This is a genomic window from Citrobacter sp. wls829 (genome assembly GCF_005280825.1).
Classification (GTDB): Bacteria; Pseudomonadota; Gammaproteobacteria; order Enterobacterales; family Enterobacteriaceae; genus Citrobacter; species Citrobacter gillenii.
Map to the genome: position 1 here is coordinate 64,862 of NZ_SZWP01000066.1, position 13,638 is coordinate 78,499.

At 53.0% G+C, this 13,638-nt stretch carries 11 protein-coding genes; 6 read left to right on the forward strand and 5 right to left on the reverse strand.

Annotated features, from left to right (window positions below):
- Positions 1-35: 35 nt before the first annotated feature.
- The 4 genes from FDW88_RS13040 to FDW88_RS13055 form a co-directional block, all read right to left on the reverse strand.
- Positions 36-1,067: an ABC transporter substrate-binding protein gene (locus FDW88_RS13040; RefSeq protein WP_115259278.1), complete on the reverse strand. Its 1,032-nt coding sequence runs from the start codon at positions 1,065-1,067 to the stop codon at positions 36-38.
- Positions 1,064-2,368 carry an MFS transporter family glucose-6-phosphate receptor UhpC gene (uhpC, locus tag FDW88_RS13045; RefSeq protein WP_115259276.1) on the reverse strand — a complete coding sequence of 435 codons (1,305 nt, stop codon included), beginning with the start codon at positions 2,366-2,368 and terminating at the stop codon, positions 1,064-1,066. The genes FDW88_RS13040 and uhpC overlap by 4 nt, the downstream gene beginning before the upstream one ends.
- Before the next feature lie 85 nt (positions 2,369-2,453).
- Entirely contained in the window at positions 2,454-3,995 is a 1,542-nt protein-coding gene (locus FDW88_RS13050; protein WP_137362710.1) for an MASE1 domain-containing protein, read from the reverse strand.
- Positions 3,995-4,624: a response regulator transcription factor gene (locus FDW88_RS13055; RefSeq protein ID WP_137362711.1), complete on the reverse strand. Its 630-nt coding sequence runs from the start codon at positions 4,622-4,624 to the stop codon at positions 3,995-3,997. Before FDW88_RS13055 ends, FDW88_RS13050 begins: the two co-directional genes overlap by 1 nt.
- Positions 4,625-4,959: 335 nt before the next feature.
- On the opposite strand from FDW88_RS13055, the gene tauA reads away from it, so the two are divergent.
- From tauA to tauD, 4 genes are read left to right on the forward strand one after another with little or no spacing between them, the layout of a single operon-like run.
- Positions 4,960-5,922 (forward strand): taurine ABC transporter substrate-binding protein, encoded by a 963-nt coding sequence (gene tauA / locus FDW88_RS13060; RefSeq protein ID WP_137362712.1) that lies wholly within the window; start codon positions 4,960-4,962, stop codon positions 5,920-5,922.
- Positions 5,923-5,932: 10 nt separating this feature from the next.
- On the forward strand, positions 5,933-6,700 hold the full coding sequence (gene tauB / locus FDW88_RS13065) for a taurine ABC transporter ATP-binding subunit (RefSeq protein ID WP_137362713.1): 768 nt from the start codon (positions 5,933-5,935) through the stop codon (positions 6,698-6,700).
- Positions 6,697-7,524 carry a taurine ABC transporter permease TauC gene (gene tauC, locus FDW88_RS13070; protein WP_137362714.1) on the forward strand — a complete coding sequence of 276 codons (828 nt, stop codon included), beginning with the start codon at positions 6,697-6,699 and terminating at the stop codon, positions 7,522-7,524. Before tauB ends, tauC begins: the two co-directional genes overlap by 4 nt.
- Positions 7,521-8,372, forward strand: coding sequence for a taurine dioxygenase (tauD, locus tag FDW88_RS13075; RefSeq protein WP_137362715.1), 852 nt, complete (start codon positions 7,521-7,523; stop codon positions 8,370-8,372). Before tauC ends, tauD begins: the two co-directional genes overlap by 4 nt.
- An 81-nt stretch (positions 8,373-8,453) precedes the next feature.
- Here the strand turns inward: tauD and hemB are convergent, their stop codons facing one another.
- Positions 8,454-9,428 carry a porphobilinogen synthase gene (gene hemB, locus FDW88_RS13080; protein ID WP_117342100.1) on the reverse strand — a complete coding sequence of 325 codons (975 nt, stop codon included), beginning with the start codon at positions 9,426-9,428 and terminating at the stop codon, positions 8,454-8,456.
- Positions 9,429-9,931: 503 nt separating this feature from the next.
- Here hemB and ehaB point away from each other — a divergent pair.
- Together ehaB and iprA are read left to right on the forward strand one after the other, a co-directional pair.
- The gene (gene ehaB, locus FDW88_RS13090) at positions 9,932-12,931 is read left to right on the forward strand and encodes an autotransporter adhesin EhaB (protein ID WP_137362717.1); all 3,000 of its coding nucleotides are present in this window, start codon (positions 9,932-9,934) and stop codon (positions 12,929-12,931) included.
- A gap of 82 nt (positions 12,932-13,013) precedes the next feature.
- Complete coding sequence (gene iprA / locus FDW88_RS13095) at positions 13,014-13,637, forward strand: hydrogen peroxide resistance inhibitor IprA (protein ID WP_137362718.1); 624 nt, start codon at positions 13,014-13,016, stop codon at positions 13,635-13,637.
- Position 13,638: the final 1 nt, after the last annotated feature.

Sequence of the window (13,638 nt, forward strand, 5' to 3'; positions counted from 1 at the left end):
CCTACGTAACCTTATCCGAAGAAGGTCATCATGTTTTATTTACCCATCTTCACTTCGCTAACCCACTTATTGATCAACGCTTTACGAACATCGGTAGAACCATATTTATCCATGTCGTAATTGATAAGCTTCAGGTCGTCGAGCTTCAGGGAGTTCGGTGACGTCTCGGCGGTGGTGTTGGTCAGGATCTGATAGGATTTGCCTTTCTTCCATGCCAGTTCCTGGGCATCTTTTGACAGTACCCAGTCAACGAACAGTTTGGCGTTGTCGAGGTTACGCGCGCCTTTCAGGATGCTGACGCCGCCAATTTCATAGCCGGTGCCTTCGCACGGCGAAATCAGCTCCAGCGGGGCGCCTTGTTCTTTTTCCAGTGAGTAGTCGTGCAGGAAGCCAATGCCGATCGCCGTTTCGCCACGGGCAGCGTTACGTGCCGGGGCAATACCAGACTTGGTGTACTGAGAAACGTTGGCATTGAGTTGCTTCAGGTAATCAAAGGCCTGATCTTCCCCCCACAGTTGGGCGAAGGTTGCCAGCGCGGTGTAGGCTGTGCCGGAGCTTTGTGGGTCGGCAATCTGGATTTCGCCTTTGTATTCCGGTTTAGTCAGATCTTTCCAGCATTTTGGCACTGGTAGGTTTTTCTCTTTCAGGCGCTGGGTATTGACGCCAAAGCCCAGAATACCGACGTAAACGGCGGAGGAGAGGTTGCCTTTCACTTTCGCCGGATCGCGGAATTTCTCCATGATTTCATCGAGTTTCGGTGATTTATACGGCTGCAGCAAACCCATCTCTCCGGCCTGAGACTGCGGATCCAGCGTTCCACCGTACCAGACATCCGCCTGTGGGTTTTTCTTCTCGGCATCCACTTTCGCCAGCGTACTGCCGGAGCCGTTGCGAATAAATGAGGTCTTCACATCATATTTTTCACCGAAGGCTTTGGTTTCGGTTTCGCACATTTCGTTGGTGGCGCTGCAGTAGACCACCAGACGACCTTCAGCCTGGGCAACGCTGCTTAACGCCGCCAGCGCGAGGGTGGAAGCAATCAGGGTAGAGGTAAGCGTCAATTTCATTGTTTTATCCTTTGACTGAGAGAAGGGGTAATGCCTGCAATAAGCAGCGGCATCAGCAATAAACCCATAACGACAGCGGCAACCGAGAGCAAACTGAACATTCCCGACCAGCCATAACGTTCAATGACCAGCGACAGCGGCCAACCCGCCAGCGCGGCCCCGAGATAGGCAAACAGCCCGAGAAAACCGGTGATCGAACCTGCGGCTGCTTTGTGTCCGCATTCGACGGCGGCCAGGCCAATCAACATCTGTGGGCCAAAAACAAAGAAGCCCACGCTAAAGAAACAGGCCGCCAGCAGCGCATAGTGGTGAACCGGTGCCAGCCATAGGGCGGCGACAGAGACCATCAGCCCGAGCGTGAACAGCAAGATCATCGGCGCGCGCTGACCGCTGAACAGCACATCTGATCCCCATCCGGCAAATAGCGCGCCGAGCAAGCCACCGACTTCAAACAGCATCACCGTGGCGTTGGCGCTGAGCAGATTCACGCCGTGGCTTTCGGTCAGCCAGATGTTGCCCCAGTCGTTAAGCGCGATGCGGATCACATAGACCAGCACATATGACACGCCCAGCAGCCAGATCATCGGATTCTTCAGCATGGTGGTGCGTAACATTTGCCACAGCCCCATCGGCGGGCTTTGCTGCTGCTGGCGCAGTTCCAGCGGGTCCTGCCGCCATTCTCCAACCGTCGGTAATCCCTCTTCCTGGGGCGTGCCTTTCAGTTGCAGGGTGAGCCAGATCCCTAATGCCATGCTGATTATCCCCGGTGTCAGCATCGCTGCCTGCCAGCCCCACCAGTGGGCGGCGAAGGCGCTAATCAGCGGAATGATGGCTCCGCCGATGTTGATAGACATATTCCAGCAGCCCCACCAGAAACCGCGTTCGTTACGCGAATACCAGTGAGTCAGCAGGCGGGCACAGGGGGGCCAGCCCCAGCCCTGGAAAAACCCGTTGAGCGTCCACACCACCAGCAGCAGCGTCAGTGATTCGCCAAAGGCGAACACCACGTTTAAGACGCCGGTGGCAAACAGGCCGATGCCCATAAACGCCCGCTGCCCGTGGCTGTCATGCCATAATCCGGCGGTGAACTTTGACAGGCCGTAGGTCAGATAAAACAGCGAACCCAGCAGGCCAATATCACTTTTATCCAGCCCCAGATCCGTTTGCAGCGCCGGGAGCACGTAGTTGACGCTTTTGCGCGTCAGGTAGAACGCGGCGTAGCCAATGACCATGCACATCAGTAGCCGGGGACGTAGCGCCCGGTAGCGTTGATCTGTTTCGCGTGATGCGCGTGCGTGCATGGCGGTCTCCATTTGTGCTGACTATAGGAAAGTGAAAGCAAAAGGGGATGAGAGAAAGTCCAGAGTGACTAAGACTTTTTCCTGGTTAATGATGGGTTTGTTGCAAATTTGTGGGCAGGTTAACAATTACCCGCGTACCGTTGTGCGACTCAAGCGTTAGCTCGCCACCCAGTGCGCTTACCCGTTCACGCATTCCCTGAATACCGAAACCGGGGATTTTTTCTGGCAGAATGCCCACGCCGTTGTCCTCAACGTTCAGAACCAGGCTGTGCTCCTGCTTGCGGAGCGCAATCGACACTTCGCTGGCGTCGGCATGTTTACAAACGTTATTGAGTAACTCCTGCAACAGGCGGTACAGCGTAAAGCGGACCGTTTCATTGTCTGGCGTATTTTCCAGCCGATAGTCAAACCGGCAGCGGATGCCCCGTTCGGCAAAGGCAAACTCATTCACCAGATGATGGAGCGCGTCTTGAAAGGACAGTTCATCGAGCGCGGGAGGACGCAGCTGGCGCAGCAACTGGCGGGTGGAGTGATGAATGCGCCGGGCAAGGTCATTGATCTGATTCGCTGCGTCCAGCGTTTGCTGTGGATCCTGTGCTCGCTTGACCAGCTGAGAGTGGATTTGAATGGCGGTAATGTTTTGCCCAATTTCGTCGTGCAGCTCCCTCGCCAGACTCTTACGCGTATTTTCTTCGCTGCGGATCAGTTGCTCAGTTAACGCCCGTCGTGCCGTCAGCTCGGCTTCCAGACGCTGGCGATAGTGGTGCAGGTTCTGCGCCAGATGCTGCTGGCGGCTGATAGCGATACCCAGGCCAATACCCAACAACGCCTGGGTAGCGAGAAAAATTTCCAGTTCCAGTAAATTGCTGAACCCCACACCGATTTGCCGGGCGATGGTGATCATCATGCTGCCAAGCAACCCGGATAATACGCCGCCCTGCCAGCCAAACTTCCATGCCATCACCACGTTGGGCAGAAACACTACGATCAGCAGCAGGCGCTCAATGTCTGGTGACAGCACCATCTGAGTGCCGATGCCGATAATAAAAAACAGACTGCACCAAATGATAAGCGAGGTGCGCAGCGGCGGATTACTGGTGTCCAGGCCGAGCAAATGATAGCGGTGCTGCTGGCGCAGAAATTCGTAAATCAAATAAACAAATGGCGTCAACAGCACGCCGCCGGTAAACGACGCCAGGCCAATTAACATCGCCGGGCTTTCGATAAAGGGCGACAGGAGGGCGGTATTGAGCAATGCGATGACGGTGACGGCGGCCAGTAGCAGCGTTAAGCGCTGCCAGTAGAGTGGGAAGCGGTGCCAGTAAGACTGGCCGATACTGGCCGGGATCAGGCTAATTAACGGTGCGGCCAGCAGAATATAACCATTTAATAATTGTTCGCTGTGTAGCCAGAACAGCATTAGCACCGGTGGTAGTACCAGCGCGGGCCAGTAGCGGCGTGACAGCAGGATCAAGAGTGCGAGATAGACGCCGTGTGGCAGAAATAGCGCTGCCTGCTGACCGTTTTGGGTCAGGTAAAATCCCAGCGTCCACAGCATCAGCCAGCCCGAACCCCAGGCCAGCAGGATAAACAGGGAGATCACCCAATGGCGAGCCGAGCGCGACATCAGTGCCCCGTCAGTAGCTGATGGTCGAGCGCAAAATGCACCAGGTCAATAGTGCTGTGGCATTGCAGTTTACCCAGCACGTTGGCGCGGTGGACGTGGACCGTTTTGTGGCTGAGGTCGAGCTTGAAGGCGATCTCTTTCACGCTGTCGCCTTTGACCAGCAGATCAAACACTTCGCGCTTGCGTGGGGTGAGGACTTCCAGCACCTGGGCGGGTTGTTCGCCGCCGCGTAGCGCCCGCAATGCGTCAGCGCACAGGTAATGCCCACCCATGCCCACTGAACGTACCGCCTGTACCAGTTCCTCAGGCCCGCAGCGTTTGGTCAGATAGCCGCTGGCACCGGCATCCAGCGCGCTTTGCACAAACGTCGGCGCGTCATAAATGCTGAGAATTATGGCGCGAAAGTTGGGTTTCTGCGCCCGCAGCCGTTTTAACAGGCTCAGACCATTTTCATCCGGCATAGCGATGTCCATCACCGCCACGCTGACGTCATCGCGCAGTAACGCAGGCCAGGCATCTGCCGCGCTGCTGTATTGGCCGATGACGTTAAGGTCATCTTCAAGACTGAGTAATTGCGCAAAGCCGGAACGCACCACCACATGGTCATCCACCAGCACAACATGGATCATTTTCTTGCTCTCTTGTCTGACAATAGCGTCTATGATGCCTGCCCGCATTACGCTGGCAATCACCGGGATGCTGTTATGTAACGAATGTAACAAAATCGCAATAATTTGCAGGTGTTGTAGGCCGGATAAGGCGCTTGCGCCGCCATCCGGCAACAGTGCCTGATGGCGCTGCGCTTATCAGGCCTACGAATTCCATCTGTCATGAGCGAAATAGCTAACTATTGCCGCTTTTTTTCTAAAAACGCTTTGTTCTTAGCCAGAATTTTTAATTCCTTTATCAAAGTGTGCCGTAACGAAATACTGCCCCACATAACAAGACAGGGGAGCAGACAATCATGGCTATATCATCGCGTAATACACTCCTTGCCGTACTGGCAGTGGTTGCATTTCAGGCGCAGGCGGTGAACGTCACCGTCGCGTATCAGACCTCCGCTGAACCGGCCAAAGTGGCGCAGGCGGACAACACATTTGCTAAAGAGAGCGGGGCCACCGTTGACTGGCGTAAGTTCGACAGCGGGGCGAGCATCGTCCGGGCGCTGGCGTCTGGCGACGTACAAATTGGCAATCTTGGCTCCAGCCCGTTGGCAGTTGCGGCCAGCCAACAGGTACCGATTGAGGTGTTACTGCTGGCGTCCAAACTCGGTAACTCCGAGGCGCTGGTGGTGAAGAAAAGCATCAACAAACCTGAGGATTTGATCGGTAAACGTATTGCCGTGCCGTTTATCTCCACCACCCATTACAGCCTGCTGGCCGCGTTAAAACACTGGGGCATCAAGCCCGGTCAGGTGGAGATTGTGAACCTGCAGCCGCCAGCGATTATTGCCGCCTGGCAGCGCGGGGATATTGACGGCGCCTACGTCTGGGCACCGGCGGTGAACGCGCTGGAAAAAGACGGCAAGGTGTTAACCGACTCGGAAAAAGTAGGTGAGTGGGGCGCGCCGACGCTGGACGTGTGGGTCGTGCGCAAAGATTTTGCCGAGCAGCATCCTGAGGTGGTGAAGGCCTTTGCCAAAAGCGCGATTGATGCCCAACAGCCCTATATTACTGATCCCGATGAATGGCTAAAGCAGCCGGACAACATCAGCAAGCTGTCGCGCTTAAGCGGCGTGCCGGAAGCGGATATTCCGGGACTGGTAAAAGGTAACACCTACCTGACACCGCAGCAGCAAACCGCCGAGCTGACCGGACCGGTGAATAAAGCGATTATCGACACCGCGCAGTTCCTCAAAGAGCAGGGCAAAGTGCCCGCTGTGGCGACGGATTACAGTCAGTACGTTACCGATCGCTTCGTGCAATAAGGGGGCGCTGATGCTGCAAATCTCTCATCTTGCCGCCCGCTATGACGGAAAGCCGGTGCTGGACGACATCAACCTGACGCTCGACGGCGGTGAACTGCTGGTGGTGCTCGGGCCTTCCGGCTGCGGCAAAACCACGCTGCTGAATCTGATTGCCGGGTTTGTGCCGTATCAGCACGGCAGCATCGTGCTGGCGGGTAAAAAAGTGACAGGCCCGGGGGCCGAGCGCGGCGTGGTGTTCCAGAACGAAGGCTTGCTGCCGTGGCGTAACGTGCAGGATAACGTCGGATTAGGCCTGCAACTGGCCGGTGTAGAGAAGTTACAGCGTCAACGCATTGCGCAGGACATGCTGAAGAAGGTTGGGCTGGAAGGCGCGGAAAAGCGCTTTATCTGGCAGCTTTCCGGTGGTCAGCGTCAGCGCGTCGGCATTGCCCGGGCGCTGGCGGCAAATCCGCAACTGTTGCTGTTGGATGAACCTTTTGGCGCGCTGGATGCTTTTACCCGCGAGCAGATGCAAACCCTGCTGTTGACGCTGTGGCAGGAGACCGGCAAACAGGTGCTGCTGATTACCCACGATATCGAAGAGGCGGTGTTTATGGCGACCGAACTGGTGCTGTTGTCTCCGGGACCGGGCCGGGTGCTGGAACGCTTACCGCTAAATTTCGCCCGCCGCTTTGTGGCCGGGGAGCCGAGTCGCAGCATTAAATCCGATCCGCAGTTTATTGCCATGCGTGAATACGTGCTAGGCCGCGTTTTCGCGCAACGGGAGGCGTTCTCATGAGCGTGGTGATTAACGACAAACCCCGTCCGCGTGCGTTGCGCTGGCGCTGGCCGCTTTCACGTCAGATGACGTTAAGTGTTGGCACATTGGGCGTGCTTCTGGTGGTGTGGTGGGCAGTGGCGGCACTGCAATTCATCAGCCCGCTGTTTTTACCGCCGCCGGGGCAGGTACTGCAAAAACTTATCGTCATTGCCGGACCTCAGGGCTTTATGGATGCCACGCTGTGGCAGCATCTGGCCGCCAGCCTGACGCGTATCGTCATTGCTCTGCTGGCCGCGGTTCTGCTCGGCGTGCCGGTGGGGATCGCGATGGGGCTGAGTCCGACGGTGCGCGGGATCGTCGATCCGATCATCGAACTGTATCGTCCGGTACCGCCGCTGGCCTATTTGCCACTGATGGTTATTTGGTTTGGCATCGGCGAAACCTCGAAGATCCTGCTGATCTATCTGGCGATTTTTGCCCCTGTGGCGATGTCTGCGCTGGCGGGCGTCAAAAGTGTGCAGCAGGTGCGGGTGCGGGCCGCCCAGTCGCTGGGGGCCAGCCGCGCGCAGGTATTGTGGTTTGTAATTTTACCGGGTGCTTTGCCGGAAATTCTTACCGGGCTGCGGATTGGACTGGGCGTGGGGTGGTCGACATTAGTGGCGGCGGAGCTGATTGCCGCGACGCGAGGTCTGGGGTTTATGGTGCAGTCAGCGGGTGAGTTTTTGGCAACGGATGTGGTGCTGGCGGGAATTATGGTGATTGCCGTGATCGCCTTTATTTTAGAATTGGGTTTGCGTGCGCTTCAGCGCCGTCTGACGCCCTGGCATGGAGAAGTACAATGAGTGAACGTCTGAGCATTATCCCGCTGGGGCCCTATATAGGTGCGCAGGTCACCGGGGCAGATTTGACGCGACCGCTGAGCGATAACCAGTTTGAACAGTTGTACCACGCGGTACTTCGTCATCAGGTGGTGTTCCTGCGCGAGCAGGCGATCACACCACAGCAGCAGCGGGCGCTGGCGTTGCGTTTTGGCGACTTGCATATCCATCCGGTTTACCCGCATGCGCAGGGCGTTGAGGAGATCATCGTCCTTGATACTCACAACGACAATCCGCCGGATAACGACAACTGGCACACCGATGTAACCTTTATTGAGACGCCACCTGCCGGGGCGATTCTGGCGGCAAAAGAGCTGCCATCAACAGGTGGCGATACGCTGTGGACCAGCGGCATTGCCGCTTTTGAAGCGCTTTCAGAACCTTTTCGCCAATTGCTGAGCGGCCTGCGGGCCGAACATGATTTCCGTAAATCGTTTCAGGAGTTCAAATACCGTAATACCGAAGAAGAGCATCAGCGTTGGCTGGAGGCGGTGGCAAAGCACCCACCGTTGCTGCATCCGGTAGTGCGAACGCATCCGGTGAGCGGCAAACAGGCGCTGTTTGTGAATGAAGGGTTCACGACACGAATTGTCGATGTGACGAAAAAAGAGAGTGAGGCGCTGCTCGGATTTCTGTTTGCCCACATCACCAAACCGGAGTTTCAGGTACGCTGGCGCTGGCAGCCTGACGATGTGGCGATTTGGGATAACCGCGTGACGCAGCATTATGCCAATGCAGACTACCTGCCGCAGCGGCGCATTATGCACCGGGCGACGATTCTCGGAGACAAGCCTTACTATCGTGCGAGCTAACGTGCCCGATGGCGCTTTGCCCACCGGGCCCCGGCGTGCAGGCCGGACAGGGCGAAGCCGCCATCCGGCAACACTGCGTCATTAACGCAGAATTTTTTTCTCAGCCAGATCCAGGGCAAAGTAACTGAAGATCAGATCCGCGCCTGCGCGTTTGATCGAGCCTAAACTTTCCAGCACGACTTTCTCTTCATCTATTGCCCCTGCCAGGGCCGCGAATTTGATCATCGCGTATTCGCCGCTGACCTGGTAGGCGCCAATCGGCAGTTCGGTGCGTTCGCGAATATCACGCAGAATATCCAGGTATGCACCGGCCGGTTTCACCATCAGGCAGTCTGCACCCTGGGCTTCGTCCAAAAGTGATTCGCGAATGGCTTCACGACGGTTCATCGGGTTCATCTGGTAGGTTTTACGATCGCCTTTCAGCGCGGTGCCCGCGGCTTCGCGGAATGGGCCGTAGAAGGAGGAGGCGAACTTGGTGGAGTAGGACATGATCGCGGTATCAGTGAAGCCCGCGGCGTCCAGCGCCTGGCGAATAGCCTGCACCTGACCGTCCATGGCGGCGGACGGTGCGATAAAGTCGGCACCCGCCGCGGCGGCAACCACTGCCTGTTTACCGAGGTTCGCGAGGGTTAAATCGTTATCTACGCCGTGGTCACACAATACGCCGCAGTGACCGTGCGAAGTATATTCGCAGAAGCAGGTGTCGGACATGACGATCATCTCCGGCACGGTTTGCTTGCAAATGCGTGACATGCGCGCCACCAGTCCGTCTTCTTTCCAGGCATCGCTGCCGGTGTCATCGGTATGGTGGGAAATACCAAAGGTCATCACCGAGCGGATACCGGCGTTGGCAATGCGTTCGATTTCGCGTGCCAGATGTTTCTCTGGAATGCGCATCACGCCGGGCATGGCCTCGATGGCTTTGTAATCGTCGAGTTCTTCTTCAACAAAGATCGGCAACACCAGGTCATTTAAGCTGAGTGTTGTCTCTTCAAACATGGCGCGCAGCGCAGGGGATTTGCGCAGGCGGCGAGGGCGTTGGATTAGGTCTGTCATGGTATGCCTGATGTTTGTGGAATCGAAGGCCGTAGTATACCTCAACCTGTGTGTGGGTGTTTTACGAAAGTTGGCCTTATGCGAGTGAGGTTCTGCGCTGATTTATCCCTCTTAAATATATGTAATTTATATTTTTGTGATGTTTATTATTTTAGATATCGATTGGTTTTAATCCTGGTTCAGTTTTGTTTAATGGTTAATTAAGCTGTGAAGGTTTTAATGGTATTTATTATCTGCATTTTTGTTTTCTTTTCAAATGATAGAGTAAGTGTATAGGTTTGATGTTTTTATGATTTTAATGCGCTGAATCTAAATATGTTTTTCATTTTCTTATAGAGTTTTCTTAATTGTCTTATTTGTGGTCTGCTTTCGGACTTAAGGTAAAGAATAATTGAACCTTTCATCTGTGACGCCGCATAATCGTTTCCGCGAAACATAATATGTTTACTATGCATTAATAATTGATGGATCAACTATATTACGTCCCTGAGGAGGGATGACAAATGCACACTTGGAAAAAGAAACTCGTAGTCTCACAATTAGCATTAGCCTGCACATTGGCAATCACTTCTCAGGCGAATGCTTCAACTGATATCTCTGGAACTACCTATACCACGTTCAATCATTACAATGATGCCTCCTACAGCGATGGTGTTTACTATGATGGATATGTTGGCTGGAATAACTACGACACGGATAGTATTTATAACGGTGATATTTACCCAGTAATTAATAACTCCACCGTTAATGGTGTCATTTCGACTTACTATCTGGATGATGGTCTTTCGACTAACAGTAATACCAATAGTCTGACGATTAAAAACAGCACTATTCACGGTATGGTAACGTCCGAATGTATAAAGACGACGGATTGTACTAACCGTAGTGGTACCGACTATTACTACGATCGTCTGGCGATGAGCGTTATCAACACAACTATCGATGACAATTACGAACATTATACCTACAACGGTAGCTATAATGACGCAGTTGATTCACACGTTGTAGATGTTTACAACCTGGGTACGGCTATCACCCTGGATCAAGAAGTTGATCTGTCTATCTCCAATAACTCTCATGTCGCAGGTATTACTCTGACTCAGGGTTATGAGTGGGAAGATACTGACGATAACACCGTCAGCACTGGCGTAAACAGCAGCGAAGTGTTTAACAATACGATCACTGTGACTGATTCTACTGTAACCTCAGGTTCATGGTCTGATGAAGGTACCACTGGCTGGTTTGGTAATACTAGCAATGCCAGCGATTACAGCGGTTCTTATACTGCTGATGATATTGCACTGGCCGTTATTGCCCATCCAGATGCAGATAACGCGATGCAGACCACCGCAACGTTTAATAATTCCACGCTCATGGGGGATGTGCTTTTCTCCAGCAACTTCGATGAGAACTTCTTCCCGAACGGTGCTGATACCTACCGCGATACTGATGCCGACCTGGATACCAATGGTTGGGATGGTACAGATCGTCTGGATCTGACCCTGAACAACGGCAGTAAGTGGGTTGGTGCGGCAATGTCTGTACATCAGGTTGATATTGGTACAGATGCTAATAACGATGGTGTTTTCGAAAATACTGTAGATACAAACGGTGACGGCATTCTGGATGCAACATCTCCGGACGGCGTTTACGACAGCTATGCTGCTGGCACTGAAGCCACTGCAACGCTGATCGACATCGCTGCTAATAGCCTGTGGCCTGATTCGACCTATGGTATTGACAGTGATAACAGTGCTTATGGTGAAGATGGTCATGTGGTGGGCAATTCTGTTTATCAGAGCGGTCTGTTCAATGTGACGCTGAACGGTGCCTCACAGTGGGATACCACTAAAACGTCTCTGATTGATACCTTAAGTATCAACAGCGGTTCCGTGGTTAATGTTGGCGATTCAACTCTGATTTCCGACACCATCTCCCTGACCGGTGCTTCTGCACTGAACATCAATGAAGATGGTCATGTTGCGACGGATACGTTGTCTATCGACAACAGTACTGTAACGATTGCTGATGATGTTGCTGCTGGCTGGAGTGTAGGTAGTGCTGCGCTGTATGCCAATACCATTAACGTTACCAACAACGGTGTTCTGGATGTCGGCAACAGCACGGGCGATGCACTGCAAGTTGATACACTGAACCTGACCAGTTACACCGACGCTTACAACAATGTCAATGCCGGTGTTTTCGATATCAACAGCACCAACTATGTGCTGAATGCTGATCTGACCAACGATCGCACCAACGATACGACCCAGTCTAACTACGGTTACGGCGTGATCGCGATGAACTCTGATGGTCATCTGACTATCAACGGTAATGGCGATTCTGACACTTCAGGCGATCAGTCTGAAGTTGATAACGACGGTGACCACGTCGCAGCGGCAACCGGTAACTATAAAGTTCGCATCGATAACGCCACTGGTGCAGGCTCTGTTGCTGATTACAAAGGTAACGAGCTGATCTACGTTAACGACACCAACAGCAACGCGACCTTCTCTGCGGCTAACAAAGCTGACCTGGGTGCTTACACTTATCAGGCGCAGCAGCAGGGTAACACCGTTGTTCTGCAGCAGATGGAACTGACAGACTACGCGAACATGGCGTTGAGCATCCCGTCTGCTAACACCAATATCTGGAACCTGCAGCAGGATACTGTCGGTACACGTCTGACCAATGCACGTCACGGTCTGGCGGATAACGGTGGCGCGTGGGTGAGCTACTTCGGCGGCAGCTTCAATGGCGACAATGGCACCATTAACTACGATCAGGACGTTAACGGCATCATGGTCGGCCTTGATACCAAAGTTGATGGTAACAACGCACAGTGGATTGTCGGTGCTGCAGCGGGCTTTGCGAAAGGTGACGTAAGCGATAACACCGGACAGGTGGATCAGGATAGCCAGACTGCCTATATCTACTCTTCTGCTCGCTTTGCAAACAACCTCTTTATTGATGGTTCTTTGAACTACTCTCATTTCAACAACGATCTGTCTGCTAACATGAGCAACGGTCAGTACGTTGACGGTAGCAGTGCTTCTGATGCGTGGGGCTTCGGTCTGAAGCTGGGTTATGACCTGAAACTGGGTGATGCAGGTTACGTGACGCCTTACGGTAGCGTATCCGGTCTGTTCCAGTCTGGTGATGACTATAAGCTGAGCAACGACATGAAAGTTGACGGTCAGTCTTATGACAGCATGCGTTATGAACTGGGTGTTGATGCCGGTTATACCTTCGCTTACAGCGATGACCAGGCACTGACTCCGTACTTCAAACTGGCGTACGTTTATGACGATGCGGGTAACGATGCTAACGTCAACGGTGATTCCATCGACAATGGTACTGAAGGTTCTGCGGTACGTGTTGGACTGGGTACTCAGTTCAGCTTTACCAAAAACTTCAGCGCATATACCGATGCCAGCTACCTCGGCGGTGGTGATGTAGATCAAGACTGGTCTGCGAATGCAGGCGTTAAATATACCTGGTAAGAATTCCTCTTAGAGGATTCGGTATTTTAATCCCAATAAGCCCGTCAAGGATTTGACGGGCTTTTATGCAAGGAATGCGTAAATGTTATCTGTAGATAAGCCTTTTCTGGAATTTGGTAAGCTGGATAAATGTTTGTCGAAATATGGCGAGCGTTTTGAATATGAAAATGAAAAACAAATAATATATTCCAGTGATGTAAATAAAAACGACACTTTTGTTATTTTAAAGGGGGTTGTCTCGCTGAGGCGAGGAGAAACCATACTGGTTGGCATTACACAGGCACCGTTTATTATGGGACTTGCTGATGGTGTGATGAAAACAGATATTCAATATAGATTAATAACAGAAGGTTACTGTACGGGTTATTATCTACCCGCGTCCCAAACCATTAATATTATTGAACAGTGTCAGCTATGGCGCGAGGCCTTTAGCTGGTTAGCATGGCAGCACTGCATGCTTGAATTACGCGACCTGCAATTAATTGGCAATAACTCCTATGAGCAAATCCGCGCCACGCTGATATCCATGATGAAATGGGATGAGTTACTGCGTTCTCGTATTGGCGTTATGAACTATATCCACCAACGTACACGTATTTCACGCTCTGTCGTCACAGAGGTTCTCGCAGCACTGCGTAAAGGCGGCTACATTGAAATGAATAAAGGCAAACTGGTGAATATTAACCGTTTGCCTTTTGAGTACTAAA